General features: G+C 62.0%; 22 protein-coding genes and 2 pseudogenes. 14 read left to right on the plus strand and 10 right to left on the minus strand.

The features are described from left to right. Positions 1–10: 10 nt before the first annotated feature. Positions 11–1,330: an MFS transporter gene (locus tag BJD99_RS16725; protein ID WP_179142377.1), complete on the minus strand. Its 1,320-nt coding sequence runs from the start codon at positions 1,328–1,330 to the stop codon at positions 11–13. A 38-nt stretch (positions 1,331–1,368) separates the two neighbouring features. Further along, positions 1,369–2,299 (minus strand): annotated as a pseudogene (locus BJD99_RS16730) (NAD-dependent epimerase/dehydratase family protein). Positions 2,300–2,418: 119 nt separating this feature from the next. Here BJD99_RS16730 and BJD99_RS16735 point away from each other — a divergent pair. Together BJD99_RS16735 and BJD99_RS16740 are read left to right on the plus strand one after the other, a co-directional pair. Further along, complete coding sequence (locus BJD99_RS16735; protein ID WP_084348351.1) at positions 2,419–3,105, plus strand: TetR/AcrR family transcriptional regulator; 687 nt, start codon at positions 2,419–2,421, stop codon at positions 3,103–3,105. Positions 3,106–3,168: 63 nt separating this feature from the next. Further along, complete coding sequence (locus BJD99_RS16740; protein ID WP_084348275.1) at positions 3,169–3,777, plus strand: YqgE/AlgH family protein; 609 nt, start codon at positions 3,169–3,171, stop codon at positions 3,775–3,777. 284 nt (positions 3,778–4,061) lie between these two features. Here BJD99_RS16740 and BJD99_RS16745 read toward each other — a convergent pair whose 3' ends face one another. After that, positions 4,062–4,979 (minus strand): VOC family protein, encoded by a 918-nt coding sequence (locus BJD99_RS16745; protein WP_256895867.1) that lies wholly within the window; start codon positions 4,977–4,979, stop codon positions 4,062–4,064. Between the two features lie 329 nt (positions 4,980–5,308). Between BJD99_RS16745 and BJD99_RS21530 the strand changes: the two genes are divergently transcribed. After that, entirely contained in the window at positions 5,309–5,749 is a 441-nt protein-coding gene (locus BJD99_RS21530; RefSeq protein WP_168708327.1) for a MarR family winged helix-turn-helix transcriptional regulator, read from the plus strand. Positions 5,750–5,920: 171 nt separating this feature from the next. Here the strand turns inward: BJD99_RS21530 and BJD99_RS16755 are convergent, their stop codons facing one another. From BJD99_RS16755 to BJD99_RS16765, 3 genes are all read right to left on the minus strand, one after another. Then, positions 5,921–6,862: a GGDEF domain-containing protein gene (locus tag BJD99_RS16755; RefSeq protein WP_256895868.1), complete on the minus strand. Its 942-nt coding sequence runs from the start codon at positions 6,860–6,862 to the stop codon at positions 5,921–5,923. Between the two features lie 299 nt (positions 6,863–7,161). Beyond that, a complete protein-coding gene (locus tag BJD99_RS16760; RefSeq protein WP_084348279.1) occupies positions 7,162–8,145 on the minus strand; it encodes a DUF1648 domain-containing protein in 984 nt (327 codons plus the stop codon). 7 nt (positions 8,146–8,152) lie between these two features. Beyond that, positions 8,153–8,557: an SdpI family protein gene (locus tag BJD99_RS16765; protein WP_084348354.1), complete on the minus strand. Its 405-nt coding sequence runs from the start codon at positions 8,555–8,557 to the stop codon at positions 8,153–8,155. A gap of 69 nt (positions 8,558–8,626) precedes the next feature. Here BJD99_RS16765 and leuS point away from each other — a divergent pair, with 69 nt between their 5' ends. Then, positions 8,627–11,461, plus strand: a complete 2,835-nt coding sequence (gene leuS / locus BJD99_RS16770) for a leucine--tRNA ligase (RefSeq protein ID WP_084348280.1) — start codon at positions 8,627–8,629, stop codon at positions 11,459–11,461. Between the two features lie 103 nt (positions 11,462–11,564). After that, positions 11,565–11,936 carry a hypothetical protein gene (locus BJD99_RS16775; protein ID WP_084348355.1) on the plus strand — a complete coding sequence of 124 codons (372 nt, stop codon included), beginning with the start codon at positions 11,565–11,567 and terminating at the stop codon, positions 11,934–11,936. A gap of 363 nt (positions 11,937–12,299) precedes the next feature. On the opposite strand, the gene BJD99_RS16780 is transcribed toward BJD99_RS16775, so the two are convergent. Then, positions 12,300–12,638 carry a cupin domain-containing protein gene (locus BJD99_RS16780; RefSeq protein ID WP_084348282.1) on the minus strand — a complete coding sequence of 113 codons (339 nt, stop codon included), beginning with the start codon at positions 12,636–12,638 and terminating at the stop codon, positions 12,300–12,302. A 76-nt stretch (positions 12,639–12,714) separates the two neighbouring features. On the opposite strand from BJD99_RS16780, the gene BJD99_RS16785 reads away from it, so the two are divergent. The 5 genes and pseudogenes from BJD99_RS16785 to BJD99_RS16805 all read left to right on the plus strand — a co-directional run bounded on the left by BJD99_RS16785 (position 12,715) and on the right by BJD99_RS16805 (position 17,601). Beyond that, positions 12,715–13,482 (plus strand): AraC family transcriptional regulator, encoded by a 768-nt coding sequence (locus BJD99_RS16785; protein WP_084348357.1) that lies wholly within the window; start codon positions 12,715–12,717, stop codon positions 13,480–13,482. A 199-nt stretch (positions 13,483–13,681) separates the two neighbouring features. Then, positions 13,682–14,710 carry an iron-siderophore ABC transporter substrate-binding protein gene (locus tag BJD99_RS16790; RefSeq protein ID WP_084348358.1) on the plus strand — a complete coding sequence of 343 codons (1,029 nt, stop codon included), beginning with the start codon at positions 13,682–13,684 and terminating at the stop codon, positions 14,708–14,710. Between the two features lie 44 nt (positions 14,711–14,754). Continuing rightward, positions 14,755–15,741: an iron ABC transporter permease gene (locus BJD99_RS16795; RefSeq protein ID WP_218775727.1), complete on the plus strand. Its 987-nt coding sequence runs from the start codon at positions 14,755–14,757 to the stop codon at positions 15,739–15,741. Positions 15,742–15,767: 26 nt separating this feature from the next. Then, a pseudogene (locus BJD99_RS16800) lies at positions 15,768–16,780 on the plus strand (FecCD family ABC transporter permease). Further along, positions 16,777–17,601, plus strand: coding sequence for an ABC transporter ATP-binding protein (locus BJD99_RS16805; RefSeq protein WP_084348286.1), 825 nt, complete (start codon positions 16,777–16,779; stop codon positions 17,599–17,601). Before BJD99_RS16800 ends, BJD99_RS16805 begins: the two are co-directional and overlap by 4 nt. Before the next feature lie 22 nt (positions 17,602–17,623). Here the strand turns inward: BJD99_RS16805 and BJD99_RS16810 are convergent, their stop codons facing one another. Then, positions 17,624–20,827, minus strand: coding sequence for a type I restriction endonuclease subunit R (locus BJD99_RS16810; RefSeq protein ID WP_084348288.1), 3,204 nt, complete (start codon positions 20,825–20,827; stop codon positions 17,624–17,626). A gap of 182 nt (positions 20,828–21,009) precedes the next feature. Between BJD99_RS16810 and BJD99_RS16815 the strand changes: the two genes are divergently transcribed. From BJD99_RS16815 to BJD99_RS16830, 4 genes are all read left to right on the plus strand, one after another. Next, positions 21,010–21,516 (plus strand): hypothetical protein, encoded by a 507-nt coding sequence (locus BJD99_RS16815; protein ID WP_084348289.1) that lies wholly within the window; start codon positions 21,010–21,012, stop codon positions 21,514–21,516. A gap of 42 nt (positions 21,517–21,558) precedes the next feature. Then, positions 21,559–22,137: a DUF4352 domain-containing protein gene (locus BJD99_RS16820; RefSeq protein WP_256895874.1), complete on the plus strand. Its 579-nt coding sequence runs from the start codon at positions 21,559–21,561 to the stop codon at positions 22,135–22,137. A gap of 158 nt (positions 22,138–22,295) precedes the next feature. Further along, positions 22,296–22,844, plus strand: a complete 549-nt coding sequence (locus BJD99_RS16825) for a hypothetical protein (RefSeq protein WP_143542202.1) — start codon at positions 22,296–22,298, stop codon at positions 22,842–22,844. Positions 22,845–22,949: 105 nt separating this feature from the next. Next, positions 22,950–23,969 carry a Fic family protein gene (locus BJD99_RS16830; RefSeq protein WP_084348293.1) on the plus strand — a complete coding sequence of 340 codons (1,020 nt, stop codon included), beginning with the start codon at positions 22,950–22,952 and terminating at the stop codon, positions 23,967–23,969. Between the two features lie 690 nt (positions 23,970–24,659). Here the strand turns inward: BJD99_RS16830 and BJD99_RS21535 are convergent. Together BJD99_RS21535 and BJD99_RS16840 are read right to left on the minus strand one after the other, a co-directional pair. Beyond that, positions 24,660–24,881, minus strand: a complete 222-nt coding sequence (locus BJD99_RS21535) for a DUF6508 domain-containing protein (protein WP_373270555.1) — start codon at positions 24,879–24,881, stop codon at positions 24,660–24,662. A gap of 99 nt (positions 24,882–24,980) precedes the next feature. Further along, complete coding sequence (locus tag BJD99_RS16840; RefSeq protein WP_084345178.1) at positions 24,981–26,375, minus strand: IS1380 family transposase; 1,395 nt, start codon at positions 26,373–26,375, stop codon at positions 24,981–24,983. Positions 26,376–26,495 lie beyond the last annotated feature (120 nt).

Below are 26,495 nucleotides of genomic sequence, written 5' to 3' on the forward strand. Positions count from 1 at the left end.
GAGAAAGGTATCACTGTGACGAGCGGCGAGCACGACGGTTGTTGAGGGTGACGGCGAGCAGGCCCAGCACGTAGACCGCTACCCCGGCGTAGACGACGGCGTGCGCCGACGCCTCTCCGGCCAGGTCGGTCGATCCGGCGCCCACCGCGAACGCGGCAGCGGCGAGCGAGACGACGAAGGCGATGTTGAAGACGGTGTCCTGCAGGGCGAAGACGCGTCCGCGATGGTCGTCGTCGATGTCGGTTTGCATCGACGCATCACCGGTGAGCTTGACAGTTTGTCCGGCGACGCCGAGCAGGAAGGCGCCGAGGAGCAAGCTCGTCTGGGTCATGGTGGCAATGAACGTCGCCTGGACGACTGCGGCGAGGATCAACGCCCCGACAATGGACCGCACTCGACCGAATCGTGGAAGGACGAACGGGGTCAGGACTGCGGCCAGGAGCATTCCAGCTGCTGTTGCTCCCACGGCGATTCCGAAGCCGGCAAGCCCGCCGGGGAGTGAACTCGAGCCTTGCTCGCGAAGGATGAGCACCATGATCAGGGTGTCGGCACCGAACACGATGCGGTGCGCGCCGATACCTGCCAGCGCCGCCGTGACCGTCGGAGATCGCCACACCGCTGCGGCACCGGAACCGAGACCTGCGGCAATGTCGGCGATTGCCCGTAGTGCGGCGTGCTCGGTCGGTTCGGCAACCGTGGCAGGCCCGAGTGACTGTGGTGCGAACCGAGCTGCGGCGATCGTTCCGACAATGGATCCGACTGCCGCTGCGCCGACGGCCACGCCGGATCCGAAGTCTCCGGCTCCGAAGAAGGCGATGATCCCGACGGCAGTGCCTGCTCCGGCAGCGGCGAATCCCGATCCGATGGTCGCGAGCAGTGAATTCATCGGAACCAGCCACGAGGTGCGCACCACGTGGGGCAGGGATGCCGATACTCCGGCGAGTACGAATCTGCTCAATCCGACCGTGGTGAGTGCCAGCAACAGCAGCGGGGTCTCGCCACCACCCGTGCACAGGAGAAGCGAGGTGGTCGCGATGAGGATCATGCGTAGGACGTTGGCCCACAGCAACACCGCGCGCCGATCCCATCGGTCGAGCATCGCGCCCGCGAAGGGACCGATGACCGAATACGGAACCAGCAGGACGGCGAATCCTGCGGCAATGGCTACTGGATTGGATTCGCGTTCCGGGTTGAACAGGATCGCTCCGCTGAGCGCGGCCTGGAACAGTCCGTCCCCGAACTGACCGGCAAAGCGGATCGCGGTGAGCTTGCCGACGCCGGGCGATGTGCGCAGCCGCATCCGCAATGTTTCTTCACTCACTTGCCGCATATTAGCCCCAGGGAAGGGTGCAGTTCAGCCGAGCATCGTCAGGACACCGGGGCTACGTGAATCGACTTCCACCACGCGAGAGTGCTCGCTGCCCCTTCTTCGAGTGGCGTGGGATGGAGGCCGAGGAGCGCTTCGCTTCGGGTGCTGTCGAGCCGGTAGGGGTGTTGGAATTGGTAGAGAGTGTCGCCGAGTTCGCGGATCTGCCCGGGGACGACGCCGAGAGTGCGGATCAGCCAGGCCGGCAGTGTGCCGACCCGAGGTGCGTCGACTCCGGCTGCGCGGGAGAGGAGTTCGATCATCTCGCTGGGAGACCGCGGGTGCGGTGGGAGCATGAAGGAATGTGTTCCATAGCGTGGGGTCTGCTGCGGCCGTGATCATTGCCGCGGCGAAGTCCGGCACGAAGGTGAAGGAATGCGGTATCTCGGCGTTCGCGAGAACTCGAATAGTTTTGTGGTCCAGGATGTTCGGCACGACACGTTCGCCCATGTGTGCGGTGCGTACCCGTGGACCGTAGAAGTCGGAGGCCGCGACGCTGATCGTCGGTGTCGAGTGGGCGTCACGGGCGGCGAGTAGTCCGGTTCGGACGCCGAGCTTGCGGTAGGTTGCGTTGCGCGGCAGGTCCTCTCGAATCGTTCCGTCGATCTTGCCGTAGGAGTAGAGGCTCTCCGGGAAGACGACGACGGTACCGGCGGCCGCGTCGAGGACTCGCTGTTCCATGGTTGGGAGTTGGGCGCGCCAGGCTTTGTCGCTGTAGGCGACGTGGGTGCAGTGATAGATGGCGGTGGCGCCGCGGAATGCGTCGCGGAGGTCTCCGGTCGTGATGTCGACCTGGCGTCGTTCGATCGAGGTGTGTTCGGGTCCGGATCCGGAACGAGTGAGAATGCGTACCGAATGTCCCTGGGCGGCAAGCTGTTGCGCGACGGTCCATCCGACGGGCCCGGCTCCGGTGACGACATGTAGTGGGTTCACGGTAACTCTTTCCATCGAAAGTGTGAGCGCTGCTCTCTGTTCTTTCGAGTGTGCGCCTGCTCGAATCGAAAAGCAAGAGCAGTGCTCTCCAAAACGCTCAGCGCTCTAGTATCGGGAGCATGACCACTCCCCGTGAACGAGCGCGCGCTCGGACGCTGGCCGACATCACTCGCATCGGACGCGAACACCTCGCAGTCGATGGGGCTGCGGCACTGTCACTACGGGCCGTCGCGCGGGACCTGGGTGTCGTGTCCTCGGCGGTGTATCGCTACGTCAAGAGCCGTGATGAACTGCTCACCCTCCTCGTCGTCGACGCGTACACCGAGCTCGGTGACGAGGTGGACGAGGCCGTGGATGCACTGGACTCGCCTATCGAGAAATTCTTGGTACTCGGGCGGACCGTGCGTGCATGGGGTCTGCGCGAGCCGGCCGGCTATGCGTTGCTGTTCGGAAGTCCGGTGCCCGGATATCACGCGCCTGCAGAGCACACGACCGGTCCCGGCACCCGGGTCATCGCCAAGCTCGTCGAAATTTTCGACGCGGCCTGGCGTTCCGGCAGGTTGGTCGAACGGCCGACCACGGTGTCGCTGACCGGATTGCACCAAAATTTTGTCGAGGTTCGTAACGAAATGGGCACGAATATGCCCGACGAAGCGCTGGCCCGAGGAGTGCTGGTGTGGGCGTCGCTGTTCGGTGCCGTGAGTTTCGACGTCTTCGACCAGTACGGATCGTCAACTTTCAGCGCCCGCGACCAGCTGTTCGAGCATCAGCTGGCACTCTTGGTCGAGCTTGCCGGGCTGACGTAGCGCCCGAAAACGCGTGGCATGCCATGCGTTACAACGGGTGGTCGGCGGTGCCACAATGACTCCATGGCGTCGCATGCAGAAGAACCCGAAGACCAGATGGCATCGGTCGATCAGGCGGTGCGCCCGGGGAGCTTGTTGGTATCTTCGATCGAACTTGTCGAGCCCACGTTTCGTCGAACCGTGGTGTACGTGATCGAACACAACGACGCGGGTAGCTTGGGCGTGGTCATCAACAGGCCGAGTGAGACTGCAGTACAGAATGTTCTGCCGCAGTGGACGGAATTGGCAGCTCGACCGAAAGCGCTGTACGTCGGCGGACCGGTCAAGCGTGATTCGGCCCTGTGTCTGGCCACGGTCCGAACCGGCGTCGCCATCGACGGTGTCCCCGGAATCAGACGCGTCGACGGCCGGGTGGTGATGGTCGATCTCGATTCCGATCCGGCAGAGATCGAATCCCTCGTCGAGGGCGTCCGAATCTTTGCGGGATATTCGGGTTGGACATTCGGCCAGTTGGCGAGCGAACTCGAGCGGGAAGACTGGATTGTCGTATCGGCCCTGGCATCCGACGTCATCGGAGCTCCGCGGCAGGATCTGTGGGCGCACGTCCTGCGCCGTCAGCCGATGCCGTTGGCGATGCTGGCCTCACACCCGATCGACGTTACGCGGAACTGAGTAGGATTTGCCGCTGATGATCGCATATCGGACCGAATGAGAATCAAACCCTTAGTCGCGCAATAATATTCAAAATAGATGAGACATCGAGATGGACATCCCCGCTGGTGTGTATCGGTAGTACAACGACCAGCGGGGACGCATCGCCGCCGCCGCTCGCAACGTCATCTCGGGCGATCGAGGTGCGAGCTGCCGACGACCGCACTGTCGACGGCACTGGGCATAGGGAGCGCTATGGCGCTGCCGAACGCGAGGATTCGAACCCTTCCTAGTTGCCCAGGGCATCACACGATGGACTCAGCCAGCGGTTTGATGATTCCAGGCAGCTGGGTCTTCGCGATCTCGGAGTGTTTGTGACCCCAGTAGCTAGGGCGGGTATACGTTCGTGCAACCCAGCTGAGATCGTCGACAGTGAGTCCTCCGTAGCCGTATTCGATCTGCAAGCCGGAGGGACTGCCGATGTAGACGGACGTCATCAGGTCATTGGTATGGCGACCGAGGGATTGCATGATTTCAACATCATGACTGTCCAGCAAGTCGATCAGCCGACCGAGATCGTCCATGTGCTCGACCTCGAGCATGAGGTGATTGAAGCCCACGTGGCCAGGGAATTCGGACAAAGCAAGGGAGTGGTGGCGCCCGTTGATGTGGTAAAAGCGCACATTGAAGTGCTTGGTAGTAATGCGATCGGACAGACGAAATCCGAGGACGTCGACATAGAACTCGTTGGCCTTCTCGATGTTGGGGACCTGGAAGACGATGTGGCCGAGCCCCTGGTCGCCAGTGACGAATCCGCCCCTCATGGTGCGCCCAGTCGAGAAGGATAGTGGCGTCGCTGCTTTTCCCCAGCTCAGTTCGTGGCGGGTCCCCCACGGATCCTCGAACCACGCCAGTTCCGCGACCTCGCGTTCACGTAACAACTGCTGATCACCCCAGTGCACTGTCACACCCTGGGATCGGAGATGTGCCGCGAAGGTGTGGAGATCGGTCTCGTTGGCGACACCCCAACCGGCATAGAGGAATTCGTCCTCGCATGCTGGATGGACGGCAATGCGATAGTTGACATCGTCGATGGCCAGACGGACAGCTCCGTCGGGCCCGTCCTGGGCAAGCATCGCCCCGAGGACTTGGGTGCCGTAGTTTCGCCATTCTTCGGCGCGCGGCGAGCCAATACCGATGTACGACAGTTCTTGAATCATCATGCTCTCCTTTTGGGTGGGACGATCGGGCGGGTTGATCGAAAGGTTCTTTCGCCAACCTCCATGCCGACCTGACCGAAGCTACACGTATGACCCAATCATTGGCAATGCCATGTATCGGAATCGACTCGTTCGAGATACGACATGGCTAGTTCTGTCTGAAGCGCTCGACAGCCGACCCCGACGGGTGACCCGTGGTAATCATGAACACCCACTCGCGGGCCGCAATCGGGATCTGCACCAGTGATGTGTCGGCCGGTCGGCCATTGATACCAACCAACATTTCGCTATCGTTGGCTACGTCAAATATTAGGGCAACCTATAATTGGGTGATGAGTACGCCAGAGCAATCTCCCCGTCTGTCACGACGGCCAGGATTTGTGTTCATTCGTGCTGCTCTGCGGATCAGGCAGATATATGCAGAAGCCCTCGCCGGAGTAGGGCTTCTGCCTAACCAGCACGCAATCTTGAGCACACTCGAGGAACTCGGGTCGTGCCATCAGAAAGAACTCGCGGAGCGCGTTGTCGTCGACCAAGGAGATATAGTCGCTTACCTAGACGGGCTACAAACCGCTGGACAAGTCGTCCGCGAACGTGATCCGAAGGACAGACGGCGTCAAATCGTCACAATTACAGATCTCGGTCGAGAAGTTCTTGCTGAAAGTGACCGAATCCTCGATCAAGTCGAAGCCGACACGTTCTCGGTGCTGAGCGAGAAGGATCGGGTCCACCTCGACCGAATCGCTACAAGCCTCACAAAGCAGCGGCTTTAACTATCGAATAGTGAGTGACCCACTGCGTCAGCGTGTCTGTCGCTCTACCGCGATTCCGCACTATCTCTACCCGGGCCTCTACCCGGGCGATGTCGCGAACACAGCGCGGCGCTGCGGACAATCCAAGACAAGCGACGCGTTCAGGGCGACAAGCGACGTCGAGGCTGGGAGTCAGAGTTTGGTTGTCGAGCTTCTGTTTCCACCGTCGAGTTTGGCCCGGTACATCATCGAGTCCGCGATCCGGCCGGCCTTGTTGATGACGGAGGGGCCGTCGACCCACAGGCTCGAGGGCGAGGCGAGGACGCACGCGCCGACGCTGACAGTGATGGGGATGGGGTCGCTGGAATTGTTCAAAGTGTTCACGACGTCGTCGATCCGTTCGTGAACCATGGCGTCCGGTGCGGCGAAGACGGCAATGAATTCTTCGCCACCGGTGCGCGCTACGACGCCGTCTTCCTGAAACAGCATCGACAGGCGGTCGGCGACGCGGACGATCACGGCGTCACCGCTGTCATGCCCGTAGTAGTCGTTGACGACTTTGAATCGATCGATATCGACCACGAGGACCGTCAGGCTGAACCCGCGACCGTGACCTCGATGCCACAGTGCTTCGGCTGCATCGTCGAGTCCGCGACGGTTGAGCAGGTTGGTCAAGGGGTCGAGCAGTGAGCGTCGAGCATCACGACCGATGGCGGTCCATGCGATGTGAGCGAGGAGCGGCACCACGGCGGTGGCTGCGAAAATTACCAACGACGTAGCCAGGACGGTAGGGGCGTCCTCGTCGCCGCCGAGAAGGTTGCGCACCGTCATGGCTGCGATGAAGCTGCAGCACAGTGCCAGATGAGCCAGCATCCATTTCTGGCTGACGAAAAAGATGCACAGGCCACCGGTCAATGCGAAGAGACTGCTTCCGACGAGCGCACCGAACGGTGAGTAGAGCATCAGCACCGAGGCGGTTCCGGCATCACCGAAGATGGCATACGCAATGAAGTCCCGCTTGACGGGCAGAGGACCGAAGAACCAACGTAGTGCGACGGCTACCTGCATGAGCAGCACAATCGAGATCCACGCTTGTGCGCCGAATCCGTGCGGGCCACGCGAACTGAACAGCATCAGAATAGATGCGACTGCGTAAAGCGTTGTTGCCGAACCGAAGACGTATTGCAGCGGCTGGTGGAGGCCACGTATGGATCTGTGCCTGCTCGTCCACTCGTAATCGAAGGGCTGGGTGTACCAATCGATCAGTGCGGCCCGGGCGCTGCGTATGGCCGGTCGGCGGTGACTGGTCGGTCGACTCGTTTCCGACTGTCGACCGCTGAACGGCGGTGTCGTGTCGTTCGTTCCGGCCTCCATCCCTAACCCAACCAGTTCGAGATTAGCCGACGAAACCGGCTTTCGGTCTGCTTCGGCGATCAGCGCCCCGAGGCGAGCGTGTTGAGGACTCCGACGATCTCTTCGGCACGGTCGCTCGTGATGGTCAGACGCTGGCCGTTGGCGAAGGTGATGAACGCGGCGGGCCCCTTCTGAACCGCGACGGCGTAGTTTCCTCGGCCCTTGACGCGTAGACCCCATCCGCCGAAGTCACCGAACGGATCGACCTCGCGAATGGACGCCCCGGTCACTTCGTCGATCGAGTAGTCGAAGGCGGCCATGCCGAAACTCCGCACGCCGATCCCTGACTCGTCGACGACCAACTGGTACCGCATCAGAGACAACGGAAGTATCGAGACCGGCACGAATATGGCAATCGGCCACCAGGAGTTCGATACCCAGCAGGTGAATGCGGCGGCTGCGCCGAGAATGACGAACAGGACGATCACGGCGACCGGACCTGCACCGAGGCGTTGGACGATCGGACCGTCGAAGTCGGCTCTCGGGAGGCTTGCCGGCGGCGGTGACGTCGCGGGCGTGCGTTCACGGTAATCGCGTAGGAGCGAGGCTCCCAGAATTCCCACCGCGAACCCGACCAGGGTCCCCAGGCCCAATGCCCAACTGGGCACCTCGGCATCCTCGACCGTGCTGACGTCGAGCTGCCCGGACAGAATGGCCAGCTGCAGAACTGTGATGAGTCCGACGACCGTCGAGCCGATCATCAGCATCGTGCGTCGCATGATCAGGAGCGCGTGGGCCAGTGCTGCGACGGCGCTACATCCGCCGCCGACCAGCACGATGACGATTGCGAGGGTCCAGGCGCTGGTGGTAGGGCTGGTGAAGGCGTCGGGCTCGGTACCGCTCCAGTGCGTCGCGATCTGCTGCGGGAGCCGCGACTTCCATAGGTACGCCGCTACGACGCCGAGTCCGGCGGCGAGTATCGGGACCAGTACGCCGAAGACGACTCCGGCGGGATCGAATGTCCGTACTTTGTCTGTTCGGGCATCCTGCGTTCGTGATGTCATCTCGCGCTCAGCTCGGTTGGCACGCGTCTTTCAGGGTGCACGAGATGCACGAATGTCCGCAGCCGTCTTCGGCGACAGGGACGGGCGCGGCGGCAGCGGCCCGCGCTCCGATGGAACCACCGATACCTGCTGTGACGAATGCTGCGAGCACGCACGCGACGACGGCGACGACGGCAAATGCGCCACTGAGCATCAGGCTGGCAGCGCCGCCGATGAGCAGGAGAAGCGCTGCTGCGGCGTTGGTCGGTCCGGCGACACGGTTGGCCATGACGAACGTCTCGTCGTCGCGCATCGACTCGGGGGTACGCACACCGGCCCAACGATTGCGCGGCAACCGGCCCAGAAGACTGGCGGTGGCGACTGCGCCGACGACGAGAGCGAGCACGAACATCACTACGGACACGATGAGCACAGTGGCCACGATACGTCTCCACGAGGCCGAAGTACCAGTCGGCCCAGCTCACGCCTTAGGCTGGTAGGTGTGACCGATCCAGTTGATACGCCCTCCGAGACCGCACCCGAGTACCGCTACACCGCGGATGTGGCCGGGCGTATCGAGCACCAGTGGCAAGACCTGTGGGATGAGCAGGGGATCTTCGACGCCCCCAACCCGGTCGGTGCGCTTGCCGGTGACGTACCGAAAGACAAGCTGTTCGTCCAGGACATGTTCCCGTACCCATCGGGCAGTGGGCTGCATGTCGGTCACCCACTCGGCTACATCGCCACGGATGTGTTCGCGCGGTTCCATCGGATGCACGGACGCAACGTTCTGCACGCCCTCGGTTACGACGCCTTCGGGTTGCCTGCCGAGCAGTACGCGGTGCAGACCGGCACGCATCCGCGGTCGACCACCGAAGCCAACATCGCGAACATGCGACGCCAACTGCGGCGCCTCGGCCTCGGCCACGACCGTCGCCGCTCGCTCGCGACGACCGACGTCGACTTCTACCACTGGACGCAGTGGATCTTCCTGCAGATTTTCAACGCCTGGTACGACGTCGATCAGGCGAAGGCGCGTCCGATTTCCGAGCTCGAAGCGTCGTTCGCCGACGGTTCACGCTCGTTGGACGACGGTCGAGACTGGTCCTCGCTGTCGGCGACCGAACGGGCAGGCGTTCTCGATTCGTACCGTCTGGTCTACGAGTCCAACTCGATGGTCAACTGGTGCCCCGGTCTCGGTACGGTGCTGGCCAACGAAGAGGTCACCGCCGACGGCCGAAGTGACCGCGGTAACTTCCCTGTCTTCCGTAAGAACCTGCGCCAGTGGATGATGCGCATCACCGCGTACTCGGATCGACTGATCGACGACCTCGAGTACCTGGATTGGCCCGAGAAGGTCAAGACGATGCAGCGCAACTGGATTGGACGTTCACGCGGAGCCCAGGTGGCATTCGGCACACCGGTCGGTGACGTCGAGGTGTTCACAACGCGTCCGGACACGCTGTTCGGTGCCAGCTACGTGGTGCTCGCGCCCGAACATGAACTGGTCGACGGTTTGACCGCCGCGCAGTGGCCCGCCGACCTCCCGACCTCGTGGACTGGCGGCGCCGGCACCCCGGCCGAGGCAGTTGCGTCCTACCGTGCCGCCATCGCCGCGAAGTCCGACCTGGAGCGCCAGGAGAACAAGCAGAAGACCGGTGTGTTCACCGGCTCCTACGCGGTCAACCCTGTTGACGGTCAGCAGGTTCCGGTGTTCATCGCCGACTACGTGCTCACCGGTTACGGCACCGGCGCAATCATGGCCGTTCCCGGTCACGATCAGCGGGACTGGGATTTCGCCACCGCGTTCGACCTGCCGATTCGTGAGGTCATTTCGGGTGGGGACGTCACCGAAGCTGCCTACACCGGCGAGGGTCCGCTGGTGAACTCCGAGTATCTCGACGGCCTCCCGGTCGACGAAGCCAAGGCCACCGTGATCGCCCGTCTGGAAGAAGAAGGCAAGGGCCGCGGCACTATTCAGTACAAGCTCCGTGACTGGCTCTTCGCCCGCCAGCGTTACTGGGGCGAGCCGTTCCCGATCGTCTACGACTCGAGCGGCAATGCGCACGCGCTACCGGAATCTGCACTGCCGGTTGAGCTTCCGGAGGTCGAGGACTACGCCCCCGTCTCGTTCGATCCGAACGATGCGGACTCCGAACCGTCGCCGCCGCTGGCCAAGGCCACCGACTGGGTCGAGATAGAACTCGATCTCGGTGACGGCCTGCAGACCTACAGCCGCGACACCAATGTCATGCCGCAGTGGGCAGGAAGCTCGTGGTATCAGCTCCGCTACATCGATCCGACGAACTCCGAGACCTTCGCCGACCCCGAGAACGAAAAGTACTGGGTAGGACCGCGTCCGGAGATCCACGGACCCAACGATCCGGGCGGTGTGGATCTCTACGTCGGTGGCGTCGAGCATGCGGTGCTGCATCTGCTGTACTCGCGCTTCTGGCACAAGGTCCTCTTCGACCTCGGTCATGTCAGTTCGAGCGAGCCGTATCGCCGCCTGTTCAACCAGGGCTACATCCAGGCATACGCATTCACCGACGCGCGCGGAGTCTACGTGCCCGCAGAAGAGGTGGAAGAGCGCGACGGCGGCTGGTTCTACCAGGGCGAACCCGTCAACCGTGAGTACGGGAAGATGGGCAAGAGCCTGAAGAACTCCGTCTCCCCCGACGACATCTTCGCCGAATACGGCGCCGACACCCTGCGTGTCTACGAGATGTCGATGGGCCCGCTGGATACATCACGGCCGTGGGCGACGAAGGACGTCGTCGGTGCGCAGCGATTCCTCCAGCGCGTCTGGCGACTGGTCCTCGACGAGGAAACCGGTGCTGTCCGCGTCACCGACGAGAAGCCGAGCGAGGACACCCTGCGCGTCCTCAACCGGGTGATCGAGGGTGTGGAGGCCGATTACATTGCGCTGCGCGACAATACGGCCGGGGCGAAGCTCATCGAGCTGACCAACCACCTGACCAAGGCGTATCCGGCCGGCGCACCACGCGGAGTGGTCGAGCCGTTGGTGCTGATGCTCGCCCCGATGGCACCGCACTTGTCCGAGGAGCTGTGGAAGCAGCTCGGGCACGATCGTTCTCTCGCGCATGGTCCGTTCCCGCGGGTGGAGAAGAAGTGGCTCGTCGCCGACACTGTCGACTATCCGATCCAGGTCAACGGCAAGGTGCGTAGCCGCATCAGCGTGCCCGCCGATTCCACCAACTCCGACGTCGAGAAGGCTGCCCTCGCGGACGAGAAGATTCTCGCGATCCTCGAGGGCAAAGCTCCGACCAAGGTCATCGTCATCCCGGGCCGGATGGTCAATATCGTCCTGAAGTAGGTCCGCGACCGGTACCTTCCCAGGTGAAGGCCGAGGGTAACAGGGGGCGGCGGTGGGTCTCGCGCGCGATATTCAACTGGTGGTGCCCATTTTTTGGCTGGGTATGGTGGTCGCGATTTCGTTCGTCGAAGCACCGCTCGAGTTCAGAGCACCAGGGGTGACATTGGCGATCGGTCTCGGTATCGGCCGCAAGGTGTTCGCGGCGTTGAATGTCTTCGAGGTCTTACTCGCCGTCGTCCTGTCGATCGCGTGGCTCTACGCGGACGTCGACGGTTGGCTTCTACTCGTGCTCGTCTCGACGATCCTTGTCGTCCAGGTCGTCGTGGTTCGTCCGCCGCTGACCAAGAGGTCGAATCGGGTTCTCGCAGGCGAGGATGTGCCGCGCTCGAAGACTCACTTGATCTACATCGTCCTCGAGGTAGCCAAAGTTCTTCTGCTCATTGCACTGACGGTCGATCTTGTGAGGCAGATCTAGTTTCTTACTCCGGGGTCTCCCCGTCATCGGCGTCGGGAACTAAGTGACACCGACGCCGATGACGTGATTTCGGGTGCGGTCGGAATTTGCTTATTCACCTGAAATGAATGGAAATTCGGTGCGACCGGCTTTATCTGCTGTTTCAGCGCTTACGCTTGGTCAGCAATTCCGTTGACTCTCTGCTCTTTTCGCGCTTCTCTGCGCGACGCTCTTTGATGCTCTGCGCGGGTTTTCGAAGATTTCGTCCCGTTTTCTCAGCCATTGACGCTCCCTTTTCGAAGTGGCAATCACGATCTGACACCGACCATACCCATAAAATAAAATAAAGCCAGTCGCGAGAGTGTTTCGAATTGATAAAACCAATTACGGCGCAGGGATTTTCGCAACGGTAAGCAATATCGTCGAGGTTTCGATCGCCTCGAGCGCATGACTCGAGTTCGGCACGATGATCAAATCTCCGGTCGATCCTTCCCAGGCGTCCTCGCCTGCGGTGAGGCGGACCCGGCCGTGCAGAACGTGGACCGTCGCCTCTCCTGGATTGTTGTGCTCGGCGAGTGTCTGACCGGCGACGAGCGCGATCACCGTTTGCCGGAGGACGTGCTCGTGGCCCCCGAACACGGTGTGAGCAGCGCGACCACTCGAGGCCCGCTCCGCGCTTGCGACCTGTTCGCGGGCCAATGCCGTCAAGGACATCTTCTTCATATCTTTCTCCTTCGTCGAGTGGTATCTCCCGGTTGAGGTTATCGCCGGCCATGGCATCCTCGTGAGCGTGACGACGATGGACACACGCACGCTCCCGATCTACGCGGCCGGTGAGATCGCGATGCCGTATGTCATCGACGGTTGGGACGAGGTAATCACAACCGACACCTGGTTCGAGGAGCATTCGCATCCCACTCACGAGCTGCTGTGGAACGAGTGGGGCGCATCCACCGCGACTATCGGCTCCCGCATCTGGACCATCACCACGACGGTGGGCCTGTGGATTCCGGCGGGGCTGCTGCATTCCGGGTGGTTTCCATCCGGAACTCGGATGCGTACGGCCCAATTTCGAGTGCAGGATGCACCGGCGATCGCACCCGATCCCGTCGGCGTCGATATCACCCCGATGCTTCGGTTGCTGCTCGATCGTCTCAATACCGAGCCGCTGTCGGATTCCTCGCGTGTCACGACGGAGGCGATGGTGCTCGATGTTCTCGCCCCCACAGCCCGGGAACTGCTCATCCGCATACCGGAGTCCGAGCTGCTGGCACCGATCGTGAGCACTGTTCGAGATCGCCCCGACGATTCGACGACGCTCGAGCAGTGGGCCCTTCGACTGAACGTGAGCACTCGAACCATCACACGCGTTTTTCACGCCGAGACCGGCTCGAGCTTCAGGGAGTGGGTCGCGGGTGTCCGGACCCAGCACGCGATGTCCATGCTGGCTCGAGGCGATGCGATCGAGGAAATAGCCGTCGCGGTGGGCTTCCGGTCCGTGAGCGCGTTCGGTGCGTCCTTCCGGAGAGTCAGCGGTATGAGCCCTGGACAGTTTCGAGCCCAGTGATACGGCCACGGTGTGTCCGTTCGGCTACAACGACTGTCCATTTGGCGCGATTGCGTACTTACTGAGGGTGCACTATCTTAGGTGAGGGAATCCTTGCTTAGCCGAGTCGCTGCATAAGCGCTCGGTGTCCGCAGGTTTCCGAAACCTGCACTGCCGCAGGACTATGCGCGACGCCCTGCGTCAGAACCCGAAGGAACTCATGTCCCACGCCTCCCGCTTTTTCGTTCTGTCCGCGGCTGCCGCGCTCACAGTCGGTCTGGCCTCTTGCTCATCCAGCAGCTCCGACGAAACCTCGCCGCCGACCAGCGCGGACTGGACGCCCGTCACCATCGAGCATGCTCTCGGCACGACGAAGATCGAGAGCAAGCCCGAGCGCGTCGCCACCGTCAACTGGGCCAACCAAGAGGTGCCGCTGGCTCTCGGGATCGTGCCGGTCGGCATGGCCGCGGCGAACTTCGGTGACGACGACGGTGACGGCATCCTCCCCTGGGTCAGCATGAAGCTCGACGAACTCGGCGGCGACGCACCGGTCCTCTTCGACGAGACCGACGGCGTCGACTTCGAAGCAGTTGCCGACACCGAACCCGACGTCATCCTGGCAGCGTATTCCGGTCTGACGCAGGAAGTTTACGATCAGCTCAGCGATATCGCGCCGGTCGTCGCGTACCCGGAAACCGCGTGGGGCACGCCGTGGCGCGACATGATCTCGGTCAGCAGTAAGGCGCTCGGGATGGCAGAGGAAGGCCAGCAGCTGATTGCGGACCTCGACACACAGATCGACGACGCCGTGGCACAGCATCCGGCGATTGCCGGCAAGTCGGCAATGTTCCTCACCCACGTCGATACGACGAATTTGAGCGAGGTCAGCTTCTACACCACGCACGACACGCGCACGAAGTTCTTCGAGGACCTGGGGATGGTGACACCGCCGAGCGTCGCCGCGGCGTCGGCGTCGACCGACAAATTCAGCCTGAAGCAGAGCGCCGAGCAGGCCGATGCGTTCAGCGACGTGGAGATCATCATCACCTACGGCGGCGACGAGCTGGTCAGTGCGCTCGAGGCCGACCCGCTGCTCTCGCAGATGCCTGCAGTGAAGAACGACGCGATCGTCGCACTTCCCAGTGACGGCCCGATCGGCACCGCATCGAATCCGACTCCTCTGTCGATCTCCTGGGTTCTCGAGGATTACCTGGATCTTCTGGATCGAGCAGCTGACTCCGCGCAGTGACGCAGACCCTGACGTCGGAAACAGCACCCGTTCGAAAGCCGGCACTGCTGAAGTCGACCGGACTGATCGTGCTCACCGCAGTGCTCGTGGCGTTGGTTTTCGCCTCGATCACGATCGGTTCACGTGAGGTCGGGTTCCACGACGTCATCGCGGCCCTGGGTGGATCCAAGGAAGGGTTCGACCAGGCCGCGGTGGCCACGAGACTTCCGCGCACGGTGCTGGCCCTCCTGGCCGGTGCAGCGTTGGGTGTCTCCGGTGCGGTCATGCAGGGAGTGACGCGTAATCCGTTGGCGGACCCCGGAATTCTCGGTGTGAATATGGGCGCTTCCCTTGCGGTTGTCAGTGGCATCACGTTCTTCGGTCTCGCTGCGGCGACGAGTTTCGTCTGGGTGGCCATCCTCGGCGCAGCCGTGACTGCGGCGTTCGTCTACGCCATCGGTTCGCTCGGTCGCGGCGGTGCGACGCCGTTGAAGTTGGCATTGGCCGGTGCCGTCACCTCGGCTGCGCTCATTTCCTTCGTCAGTGCAATTGCGTTGCCGCGCAGCGACTTGGCAGGCGGCATCCGGTCGTGGCAGATCGGCGGCGTCGGCGGTGCGGTCTTCGACAGAATCTGGATGATCCTGCCGTTTCTGCTCGTCGGGTTCGCGATCTCCCTCGCTTCGGCTCGTGGCCTCAACTCGCTGGCACTGGGCGACGAGCTCGCTGCCGGTCTCGGCGAACGCGTCGCCCTCACACGTGGGGCCGCGGCAGCAGGCGCGGTCATTCTGTGTGGGGCAGTCACCGCCGTCACGGGTCCGATCGGTTTTGTGGGGCTGGTGGTTCCGCACGTATGCCGGTTGATCGTTGGCGTCAACCATCGGTGGTTGTTGCCGTATTCGGCTCTCGGCGGGGCGGTGCTTCTGACTGCTGGGGACATCGTCGGACGCATCGTCGCCCGGCCGGCCGAGATCGACGTCGGCATCATCACCGCGCTCGTCGGAGCACCGTTCTTCATCTACATCGTTCGACGCCAGAAGGTATCCGCATTGTGAGCCTCGTAGATCAGACCACCGTAGAGATGGTGGCCCGCGGCCGCAGCAGCCGCTCGACACGTCGCAGAACGACGATGGCAGTGTTGGCACTGTTCATCGTTTTCGGTTTCGCGGTCACCCTGATGGTGGGTCGGACCTTCTATCCACCGGGCGAGGTAGTCCGCGTTCTTTTCGGTCAGGACGTGGCCGGCGCAAGCTATACCGTCGGCCGTCTTCGCCTTCCCCGCGCGGTCCTCGCGATCACTGCCGGCTTGTGCTTCGGCATCGCGGGCGTGACCTTCCAGACGATGCTGCGCAATCCACTCGCCAGTCCCGACATCATCGGAATCAGCGCCGGATCCAGTGCCGCAGCCGCATTCGCGATCGTCACCCTCGGACTCGGTGCGACGCAGGTATCGATTTTCGCCATCGTCAGTGGATTGGCGGTGGCGCTGATGGTCTACGTGCTCTCTTTCAAGGACGGGATCGTTGGTACCCGCTTGATTCTCATCGGTATCGGCATCGCCGCGATGCTCGGCAGCGTCACCGCTTACATCCTCTCCCGCGCAGGTCAATGGGATCTGCAGGAGGCGACACGGTGGTTGACGGGCAGTCTCAACGGAACAACGTGGTCTTCCGTCGTACCCGTCTCGTGGCCATGGCCGTCCTGACGCCAGTGCTGTTGATGCAGAGCCGGAACCTCGCCGTCACGCAGCTCGGTGACGACATGGCTCCTGCGCTCGGCGTGCGGGTCAGTCGAACACGGCTGATCGTCATCGTGGCGGCCGTCGGCCTCATCGCGTTTGCGACGGCGGCGACGGGCCCGATTGCCTTCGTGGCCTTCCTGTCCGGTCCCATAGCCGCGCGGATCGTCGGAGCGGCCGGGTCTCTGTTGATTCCCGCTGCACTCGTCGGTGCGCTGCTTGTTCTCGTGGCAGATTTCGTCGGTCAGTACGGCCTGGGCACCCGCTATCCGGTGGGGATCGTCACCGGTGTCCTCGGTGCGCCGTACCTCATCTACCTCATCATCCGTAGCAACCGCGTCGGAGGCACACTGTGACCACCACCCATTCACTCGAGATCGAGCACCTGACCCTCGGTTACGGGGACCGAACCGTGATCGGCGACCTCGATCTGTCGGTGTCGCCGGGGAAAATCACCTCGATCGTCGGCGCGAACGCCTGCGGCAAATCGACTCTGCTGCGGTCGATGTCGCGGCTGCTGAAGCCGCAGGAAGGGCATGTCCTGCTCGACGGCCGTGACGTGCATCGACTGCCGGCGAAGGCATTGGCCCGCGTCCTCGGTCTGCTCCCACAGTCACCGATCGCTCCCGAGGGCATCACCGTCAGCGATCTCGTCGGCCGTGGACGCCATCCACACCAGGGAATGTTCGCGCGGTGGTCCCATGACGACGACGTCGCAGTCGCTGACGCGCTCGACCTCACCCAGACCGCTGCGTTGGCCGACCGTGCCGTCGACGAGCTGTCCGGTGGTCAGCGCCAACGAGTGTGGATCGCGATGGCCCTCGCGCAACACACGGATCTACTGCTGCTCGACGAGCCGACGACGTTCCTCGACGTCAGCCACCAGGTGGAAGTGCTCGATCTGCTCACCGACCTCAACCGCAGACGTGGCACGACGATCGTGATGGTGCTGCACGATCTGAATCTCGCTGCTCGCTACTCGGATTATCTGATTGCATTGGCGGACGGACACATTCATGCCTCGGGTAGCCCGAATGAAGTGTTGACAGAGGAGTGCGTGCGCACTGTCTTCGGGTTGGACAATCGCATCATCGTCGACCCGACCTCCGGAAAGCCGCTCATGCTTCCCCTGGGTCGGCACCATGTGCAGGTGTCCGCCCAGTCCGTCGGCGCCTAGGTCCTGGGAACGAGGGCACCTCTCAAGCCGATGCCACGAAGACAGGGGCGATCAACTCCATCTGCTCGATGACGAGCTTGATCGCTTCTGGCTGCTTGTCCGGCGGATATCCGTGCCGGGTGAGCAACCTTTTGATCTGTGAGCGGAGTTTGGCTTTGACGTCTGCGCGGATGGTCCAGTCGGTCTTCGCATCTCGACGCATAACCCCCACGAGGTCGCGGGCGATATCGGCGAGCTTTCCCTCACCTTGGATATCCACCGCCGATTGGTTCTGCGATACCGCGTCGTAGAAGGACAGTTCGTCGCTCGTCAGCGGGGGTGTGAACTTCGCTCCACGATCTGCCTCGGCAGCAACCTCTTTGGCCATTTCGACGAGCGCAGCGATCACCTCTGCGGAGGTCAGTTGGCTGTTGGTGTATTTGAGCATCAGTTCCGACAGGCGATCAGAGAATGCCCGCTGGCGGACGACGTTGTGCTTGGTCGCCGCCTTCGACTCGTCGTTGATGAGTTTCCGAAGCGCTTCGATGGCGAGGTTGGGGTTCCTGGCCTCTTGGGTCTTCCTGATGAACTCGACGTTGATGTCGCTCAGTGACGGCTTCGGCATGCCGGCCGCGTCGTAGATGTCGAGAACTTCACCGGATTCGACCGACGCGGCGATCAACTGGCGAAGTGCCCGCTGGACATCCTCGGGAACGGCTTCACCTCGGGCCTGGCGTTCTTCGGCGTCGAACTTCGCCATGTAGACGCGAACTTCCTCGAAGAATCGCGCGACGGGAGCGATCTCCCTCAGTTCGTCGGTGCTGCCGCAGAGCGCCCAGACACGTGACAGCTGGGAGGAGAATTTGCGGTAGCGAGCAGCGAGTGTTTCCTCACCCTCCCCTACCTGGTTCTCGGGCAAGCGTGGGTCGCGTAGGTAGTTCACCGTGGCCGTCGCGGCTTCGTAGTAGGCGCGGCCCGTTGTGGCGGTTTTCAGCGCGGTGCGCCAGTCGAAACCGTGCAAGATCCCCTCGAGGATGGTGACCAAGTCCTTGGCCGTATCGATTGCTGCGGTGATATCGCGGCCGATAGGCTTCGACTTCTGGTCTTGCGCAGTGTATTCCGCCAGTGCCTTCGCAAGGTTGTCCGCGACGGGTGCGTACGCCACGAGAAGTCCGTCTTGCTTGCCGCGGAAGGTGCGGTTGACTCGTGCCAGGGCCTGCATGAGTAGTGCCCCCTTGAGGGGGCGGTCGAGGTACATCGTGTGCAGTGGCGGCGAATCGAACCCGGTCAGCATCATGTCCTTGACGATGACGAGTTCCAGTTCGTCGTCGGGATTCTTGATGCGCTTCTTGACGGTCGCGTTGGCCGAATCGCGCCGCACGTGGGTGCTGATCGGTTCCTCGTCGGTCGCGTTGCCTGAGTAGACGACCTTGATCTTGCCTTTGGCGAGGTCGTCGGAATGCCAGTCAGGGCGTAGGGCGACGATCTGCGCGTACAGGTTTGCGCAAATCTCCCGGGTAGCGCCGACAATCATCGCCTTTCCGGGTGTGTCGGGGTGCTCGTCGGTGCTGAGGAACGGACTCATTGCCTTGCGGCGGTTCTCCCAGTGTTCGACGAGGTCGGATGCGAGCTTCTTCAGTCGGTCGGGATTGCCGTAGACAGCATTGATGACGGCGACGCTGTCTTCGATACGTTTGCGTTCGGTGTCGTCCAGGCCGACCGTTGCCTCGTCGGCAGACGCGTCGAGGTCGGCTTCGCTGATGCCGTCGACGAATGCAACTTTGACCAGTCTGCTCTCGAAGTAGACCGGAACTGTCGCGCCGTCCTCGACGGCGCGGGTGAGGTCGTAGATGTCGATGTAGTCGCCGAAGACGTCCTGCGTATTTCGGTCGTCGAAGGAGATCGGGGTGCCGGTGAACGCAATCAGGGTGGCGTGCGGGAGTGCATCCCGCAGGTGTCGCGCGTATCCGTCGAGGTTGTCGTAGTGGCTGCGGTGCGCCTCGTCGACTACGACGATGATGTTTCGACGTGAGGACAGCAGCGGATGACTCTCGCCGGAATCACGCTCGCCCTTGGTCTTTCCGAACTTTTGCAGCGTGGTGAAGTAAATGCCGCCGGTGTTACGTCCGGATAGTTCTTGTCGGAGTTCCTCGCGCTTGCGGATCTGTGTCGGTGCTTCGGGCAGGAGCTGAGAACACGCGAAAGTCTCGTAGAGCTGTCCGTCGAGCTCGTTGCGGTCGGTGATGACGACGATTGTGGGGTTCGCCAATTTGGGGTGGCGGACCACCTGGTTGACGTACAGCTCCATCTCCATGGACTTGCCCGATCCCTGCGTGTGCCACACCACGCCGGCCTTGCCGTTGCTCTCGACCGCCAACACCGTCGAACCGACTGCTTTGTTCACGGCGAAGTACTGGTGCGGCTTGGCAATTCGCTTGAGTAGGCCGGTGTCTCCCTTGTCGAAGGCAGTGAAGTCTCGCATCAGCTGCAAGAAGCGTTCTTGGTTGTAGAGACCGTAGAGCGCCACGCCGAGAGGTGTGTATTCGGAATCGTCGTAGGTAACCGGTTTTCCGTCGTCGTCGACATTCCACGGAGAGAAATGGTTGAAGGCGGTGAACGGAGTTCCGTACCGGGCCGTAATGCCATCGGACACCAGGCTGAAGACGGAGAATCTGAACGCCAGAGGGAATTCCCGCACATAAGTTCGTAGTTGGGCGTGGGCCTGCGCGAGGCTTGTGTGCGCGTTGCCGGCCTTCTTCAGTTCGACGATGCTGACAGGCATTCCGTTGAGATAGAGCACGATGTCGAATCGGCGCTTGTAGTCGCCTCGGGACACTGTGACTTGATTGACGGCGAGCCAGTCGTTTTCGTCGGGGTCCATCGACAGCAGTCGGACGGTGGGGGTCACCGAGACGCCATCTTCGTTGATATAGCGCACCTTCCGCAGACCTTGGGTCAGGTAGCCGTGCACCACTTCGTTTTCGGAGATGGCATCGGTGGACCCGGCCGTCGCGATTATCGCTACTGCATCGTCGACGGCCGAAGACGGAAGATGCGGGTTGAACTTGGCGATAGCGGCGCGCAGTCGAGGCCGAATGAGCAACTCGTCCCATCCGGCCCGTTCACCGGTGCCCGGCGCAATATCGGCTCCATCTATGTGACGCCAGCCGAGTTCGCCGAGGTCGTCTAGTGCCATCTGCTCCCAGTCGTCCTCCGACGGTCCGTGCGAGTTCATTCGTGCTCCCATGCTGTCCAACTTAAACGGTAACGGTTGGTCGGTGACGTAACTGGTTCGACTGTCGAAGGATATGTGGAATCCAGAAACGCAATCCGTGCCGCTCGATAAGGGGCGTTATCACGTGACGATGCGGCTCGTGGACGGGTGGGCCACAAGATTGTGGTCAGACACCCGCTATCAAGGAGCACTGGATGACAGTCCCGGATTTACAAGAGCCGCAACCGGATCCGCAACCGGGACCACTGCCGGCCACCAACTCGAGGTCACGTCGCCCGATAATTCTGGCAGCTGTCGTCGGCGCAGGTGCGGTCGCGATCATCGCTTCGATCATCGGTGTGGCCGTCGTGGCATTCACAGCTGATCGGGCGCCGGACACCTTCGAAATCCAGGGCGCCATCACCCTCGAGGACAACATCACGACCTCCGGGCTGCCCGACGGCTACGAGTGTGCAGGCAAGGGCGGCTACAAGGACATCGGTCCGGGCGTTGCGGTGACGGTGATGGACGAGGCCGGCACTTTGCTCGCCAAGGGCGCCATCGGCACGAGCTCCGGCGGTGCCAGCGGGTGTTCGTTGGCCTTCACCGTGCCGTCCGTTCCCCGCGGAAGTCAGTTCTACAAGGTCGAAGTCAGCCACCGCGGCGAGCTCACCTATACCGAAGCCGAAGCCGAAGCGGGCCTTGCCTTTTCGCTCGGCTGACACCACATCTATCCCATGAAAGAGAGAAGCATCATGACCAACATGCCAGTAGCACCAACGGAGAAGAAGTCGAAGAAGTGGCCTTGGGTCGGTATCCCCGCGGTTCTGGTCGCCTTCGGAGTCCTTGCCAACCTCTCGGATCCCGAACCGAAGACCGAAGCACCTGCCCAAGCCGTCGTCGTCGAGGACGCCTCTGACAGTGCAGGCACCCCGCCGGCCGCCCTGCCGGGTCTCGGTGCCCCGGTGCGTGATGGCAAGTTCGAGTTCACTGTCACCGACGTGGAGACCGGGCTCAGCGAAGTTGGCGACAACCCGTACCTGGTGGAGAAAGCTCAGGGCCAGTTCACCATTGTCACCGTTTCTGTCCACAACACATCGGCCGAGCCGAAGGGGCTCAGCCCCGATTCGCAGGAGTTGTACGACGCCGAGGGACGAAAGTTCAGTGCGGATACTTCTGCTGCGATCGGCCTCGACAGTGATGTCGCGATCTGGGACGAGATCAACCCGGGCAACAGCGTCACCATGAAGGTCGTGTTCGACATGCCGGTGGGCGCGGTTCCGGCGGAGATCGAGCTGCACGATTCGATGTTCTCTGGCGGGACTCGCGTCGCGCTGAGATGATCCGATGACGCGGTCTCTCGAAGATCGGATTCGGATTGTCAACCACGAGTGTCGGGCCTAGCTCCAAGCTGGGCCCGCCACTCGTGAAACGTGCATGGTCGTACCCGTTTAGACCTTTTCGGTCAGATCCGGTGTGGGAGGAATTCAGTATGGGCCGCGTGCAGTTGCATACCGGTAGCCCGTCGGGCATCGGTCCACGAGAAACGAGAGCATCCCGTAACCGAACATTGGATCCCCGGGTACGGGCACTCCCGTGCACCTGGTGTGGTGGAAAGAGCACGTCGAAGACGGCCGCTCGTCGGTGTAAGCGTTGCCGCAAGCTCGAATTGATCATCGAGAGCGCGTCACGCTTCATGTCTGCGAACGGCTTGCGTGCATTGGACAGATCGGCGTCCGGCGGTTCCAGCCTCGAGACGAAGTACCGGTCTGATGCCGCGAGGGCGAAGAAGGAACTGAACGCAATCAAGCGGGACCGATCGTCGAAGAAGGCCGCGGCGAAATCCAGGCGGAGTGCTCCCCAAGATCCGACGTTGAAGATTGCGAAGCAGCTTTCCGAACTGCTAACCGCGTTGGCCCGGGTGGACCGGAAGATCGATGATGTGGAGGCCTCGGATGTTGGAGGTGATCGTGATCGCCAACTCGCCGTTCTGCGCGCCCGGCGTGTGGGATTCGAGCTCGGCATCGCTCGGAGGCGAGCGAAGCAGTAGAAGTTGTTTTGTTCATTTAACCAGCTCGTCGGTGTATCAACTTCCGAATTTGTTCTGTACATTTAGCTGACACGCGGATGCTACAACTTCTGGAAGAAGGTCGTAATGCCACGTGGCAGGCCCAGCCGCAAGTCGATCTATAACCAGTTCGCCGAGGCTTTGAGTGAGCTGCAACGTTTCGGAGGCATGCCGACTCATGCCGAATCCACTGCCATTTGGGACGACATCTGGCACCTCGAAGCGCACAATTCGACGGCGATCGAAGGCAACACTCTTGTCCTTCGTGAGGTCGAGGCGCTGTTGGACCGACGAAAGGCCGTGGGAGCTAAAGACCTCAAGGACTACATGGAAGTCCTCGGGTACGGCGAAGCCGCACAGTGGGTTTACGCCCAGGCGACTGCGCCGGACGGCTATGCCGGTGAGGGGTTGGTCACCCTCACTGAGGTTCGGTCGGTACATCAGCAGGTCATGCAGAGGGTCTGGGACGTTGCGCCGCACCCGGACGCCATGCGGGAGGAAGGTCCTGGAAGTTTCCGACGGCACGACATCCGTGCATTCGACCGTGGAATGAGGCCTCCTCCGTGGGTCGAGGTGCCTGAGCGACTGTCTACATGGGTAGACGACGTGAACCTGTTCGCTGCGCAACTGTCGTCCTTGGCCGCGGGTGCCCTGGATCCAAGAGATATTCCGGTCCGACTCGCCGCGATCCACTGCGAATTCGAGCGGATCCACCCTTTCCTCGATGGCAATGGCCGTACAGGGAGGCTTCTTCTCAACCTCATTCTCGTTCGTCTCGGGTTTCCACCAGCAATCGTCTTCAAGCGTGACCGTGTGAAGTACCTCGATGCCTTGGACCACGCGGACAAAGACGAGTATGGTCCGCTCGCCGAACTCATCGCCCGATCTGTGATCGACAATCTGCACAGGTTTGTGGTGCCATCAATCGCTGGGCCGGCTCGACTTGTTCCGTTACAGGCCTTGGTTACCCCGGAGATCAGCTATAACGCGTTGAGGCAGGCAGCACGGCGTGGGCGGCTCGACGCGCATCAAGGATCCGACGGAGCCTGGAGATCCAGTAGGAAGTCCGTTGATACCTATCTGCAGCAACGGTATTGGCGGGGCTGAGTGTTCCGTCGATGAGGGTGCTGATCAATGGTGTGTACCCCATCTACGCGGTTTTCTGAGGCGCGGCCGGTCCACTCAAGGTGCCGGGCTCGCTCGCTGTAACGATCAGCGGTCGCCGGACGGTAGAAGGACCATGAGGTTGCCATTTGGAGCAGTTGCCGCATTCGCTGCACTAATCGTTCTCTCAGGATGCTCCAGCAACGAGGAGCACGTCGCAGATACGCCCGCAGCATCGGCGAACTCTTCAGCGGCCACGGCGACCCCAACATCGGTGCTTCCAACGATGGTGGTCGCACCGCCACCGGAAACTATCGCGGTCGAATCTGCGGAGACTTACGCTGAGCCGGTTCCGGTATACGAAGACCCGTATATCGTCGAGTGCCAACACGGCGGCGGGTTGGGCCCAATCGCCACTACCTGGTCGGATGGATCAGAGACGGGATGGTCGTCGTACTGCCAGTCCGTTCACGACCAGACGTTGCAAGGCGAAGTCGACGCAAATACCCCCACATGCGAAACCGATGTCTGCGTCTACCCGAACGGTGCTACCGTCCCGAACCCGAATTACCGGGTGGTGCAGACACCCTCACCGTGGGTTCAAGGACAGATCGACTGGCAAAACTGCATCGACGCTGGGAACACACAGGAATTCTGCCGGGCAACTTTGAACTAGCCGTTTGGGTCGCAGCATTATCGGAGAACGGAATTCCAACACAGCTTACGACTAGCCGGGTGAGTGGGAACTCGATGAAGGCTGGTCGAGACCAAACCGCTCTCGAATGCGTTGAGCAATGCGCCTTCGCTGAAGCGATCGGCGCGGATTATGACGGTAAAGTACCTTAGCCTCGATCTTTCTTCGTGCTGTCGTGGTGACCTGATCGGATCGAGATTGTCGTTTGCGGCCGAGTGCACGTCGATCGGGCGCGATGTGTCGGCCGATGTCGATCGGTTGAACGCTCGGTTCCACCGCCCGAGAGGTTTACTTCCATGTTGATGGGATGGTGGTCCGGGTCAGGCGGGTGCGCGTAACGCCGCCAATCGTGTCAGGGCGGAAACGATCGCATCGGACCAGGACGCGTTCTTCGACAGTTTCAGTCTGATGCGACGGGCATGGGACGAGATGCGGCCAGCGATCGAAAAGATCCGTAGACGAATACGTTTGGGCTCCCAGCGCAGGGCATCGTGATCGGGGAAGCCGAGCATCTGTGTCCATGCGGTGAGTTCGAGAGCGAGTTCGACGAGTGCGAGCCAAATACGGTTCTGGTCGAAACCGTGCAATGGAAAGTTACTGAGCCCGGTGTCCTTGGCGGTGCGGATACGGTCCTCGCATCGCGCGCGGCGCCGGTGCCGTAGTTCGAGGTCCTGGACTTGACCACCGACGGTGTTGGTGGCAAAAGCGGTCAACCGCAGACCGTCGCTGTCGGTGAACCGCAGTTGGGCACCTGGATGTGGCCTTTCCTTCCGGATGATCACCCGCATCCCCGGCGGCCACGCGGTGACATCAATGATTCCGGTGGCGTCGATGACCCATGCGCCGTCTCGGACCTTCTCCTCCGAGTCAACGGCGACAGACCATGCATTCTCCGGAACAGCAGCGAGAGCGTGGACCATGGCGTCGGTGAGCGCGAAGCCGATCGAATACGACACCCGCTGCCTGTGCAGCCAGGTAAGGAATGCGTGGCTCGCCCCAGCGCCGTCTGTCCGTACCAACACTTTCCTCCCAGGTCGCTGTCCGGTAGTGAACGGCAACTGCGCCAATGCTTTCCGAGTGACCTCGATGTGGTCGACGGCGGTGTTCGAGCCTGCGTTTCCTGGACGTAGAAGCGCTGCGACGGGTTCGCCGGTACCGGACTTGCCGTGGTCGACGAAGGCCAGCAGTGGGTGGAATCCGAATCCGCGTTTGTAGGTCGGTGCCGCTTTCTCCTTCTCCGAATGGGCGGTGACCAGGGTGGCATCGAGGTCGATGACGATCGGGTTCTGCGCAGAAATGTCGTGATCAGGCGCGTGATGGCCGGCGTGTGCCCACGCAGCAGCGCGAGCCTGTGCGCGGGCGTTGTCGATCGCTGCGAGTACACGCGGAGCATCGCAGGCCAGGACGGAGACCAGTCGGGACACCGTCGGATCCGAAGGCACCTGCCCGAAGACGCCCGCGTGTTCTCGCAGGGTAGCGATGTCGGCGAGGCAGTCGCCGCCGAGTGCCAGTGACACTGCCAGATCGACGACAATCTTGCCGGGGTCGAAGCGCGCCAACGGTTTACGCCATGGTGCGAGCTGCTCGGACAGGGCTGCGGTGAGTCCTGTGACCTCGGCGGTGCGCAGGACGGTGACGGCACCTGCGTGCGACACGATCCCGTTTCCGGTCGCATCGACGGATAGGGCGGGGTAGGGCGACGTAGACTTACTCACCGGAATGGTGCCTCTCGAACTCGCTGGATTGTTACCTTCGCAAGTTCAATCTTCCCAGTTCAGGGCACCATTCCTCTGAACTGACACTCGGTCGAGCTCAATTCGCGTGAAAGCCCGAGG

The organism is Rhodococcus sp. 1163, from assembly GCF_002091985.1.
Classification (GTDB): Bacteria; Actinomycetota; Actinomycetes; order Mycobacteriales; family Mycobacteriaceae; genus Rhodococcoides.

Excerpts from the sequence above, each read along its gene's own strand:
- BJD99_RS16780 (WP_084348282.1), bottom strand. The coding sequence starts at position 12,638 with ATGAAGAAGATGTCCTTGACGGCATTGGCCCGCGAACAGGTCGCAAGC.
- BJD99_RS16830 (WP_084348293.1), top strand. The coding sequence starts at position 22,950 with ATGCCACGTGGCAGGCCCAGCCGCAAGTCGATCTATAACCAGTTCGCC.
- BJD99_RS16735 (WP_084348351.1), top strand. The coding sequence starts at position 2,419 with ATGACCACTCCCCGTGAACGAGCGCGCGCTCGGACGCTGGCCGACATC.
- BJD99_RS21530 (WP_168708327.1), top strand. The coding sequence starts at position 5,309 with ATGAGTACGCCAGAGCAATCTCCCCGTCTGTCACGACGGCCAGGATTT.
- BJD99_RS16815 (WP_084348289.1), top strand. The coding sequence starts at position 21,010 with ATGACAGTCCCGGATTTACAAGAGCCGCAACCGGATCCGCAACCGGGA.
- BJD99_RS16790 (WP_084348358.1), top strand. The coding sequence starts at position 13,682 with ATGTCCCACGCCTCCCGCTTTTTCGTTCTGTCCGCGGCTGCCGCGCTC.
- BJD99_RS16725 (WP_179142377.1), bottom strand. The coding sequence starts at position 1,330 with ATGCGGCAAGTGAGTGAAGAAACATTGCGGATGCGGCTGCGCACATCG.
- BJD99_RS16810 (WP_084348288.1), bottom strand. The coding sequence starts at position 20,827 with ATGGGAGCACGAATGAACTCGCACGGACCGTCGGAGGACGACTGGGAG.
- BJD99_RS16755 (WP_256895868.1), bottom strand. The coding sequence starts at position 6,862 with ATGCTGTTCAGTTCGCGTGGCCCGCACGGATTCGGCGCACAAGCGTGG.
- BJD99_RS16820 (WP_256895874.1), top strand. The coding sequence starts at position 21,559 with ATGCCAGTAGCACCAACGGAGAAGAAGTCGAAGAAGTGGCCTTGGGTC.
- BJD99_RS16785 (WP_084348357.1), top strand. The coding sequence starts at position 12,715 with ATGGACACACGCACGCTCCCGATCTACGCGGCCGGTGAGATCGCGATG.
- BJD99_RS16775 (WP_084348355.1), top strand. The coding sequence starts at position 11,565 with ATGGTGGTCGCGATTTCGTTCGTCGAAGCACCGCTCGAGTTCAGAGCA.
- BJD99_RS16740 (WP_084348275.1), top strand. The coding sequence starts at position 3,169 with ATGGCGTCGCATGCAGAAGAACCCGAAGACCAGATGGCATCGGTCGAT.
- BJD99_RS16745 (WP_256895867.1), bottom strand. The coding sequence starts at position 4,979 with ATGATGATTCAAGAACTGTCGTACATCGGTATTGGCTCGCCGCGCGCC.
- BJD99_RS16760 (WP_084348279.1), bottom strand. The coding sequence starts at position 8,145 with ATGACATCACGAACGCAGGATGCCCGAACAGACAAAGTACGGACATTC.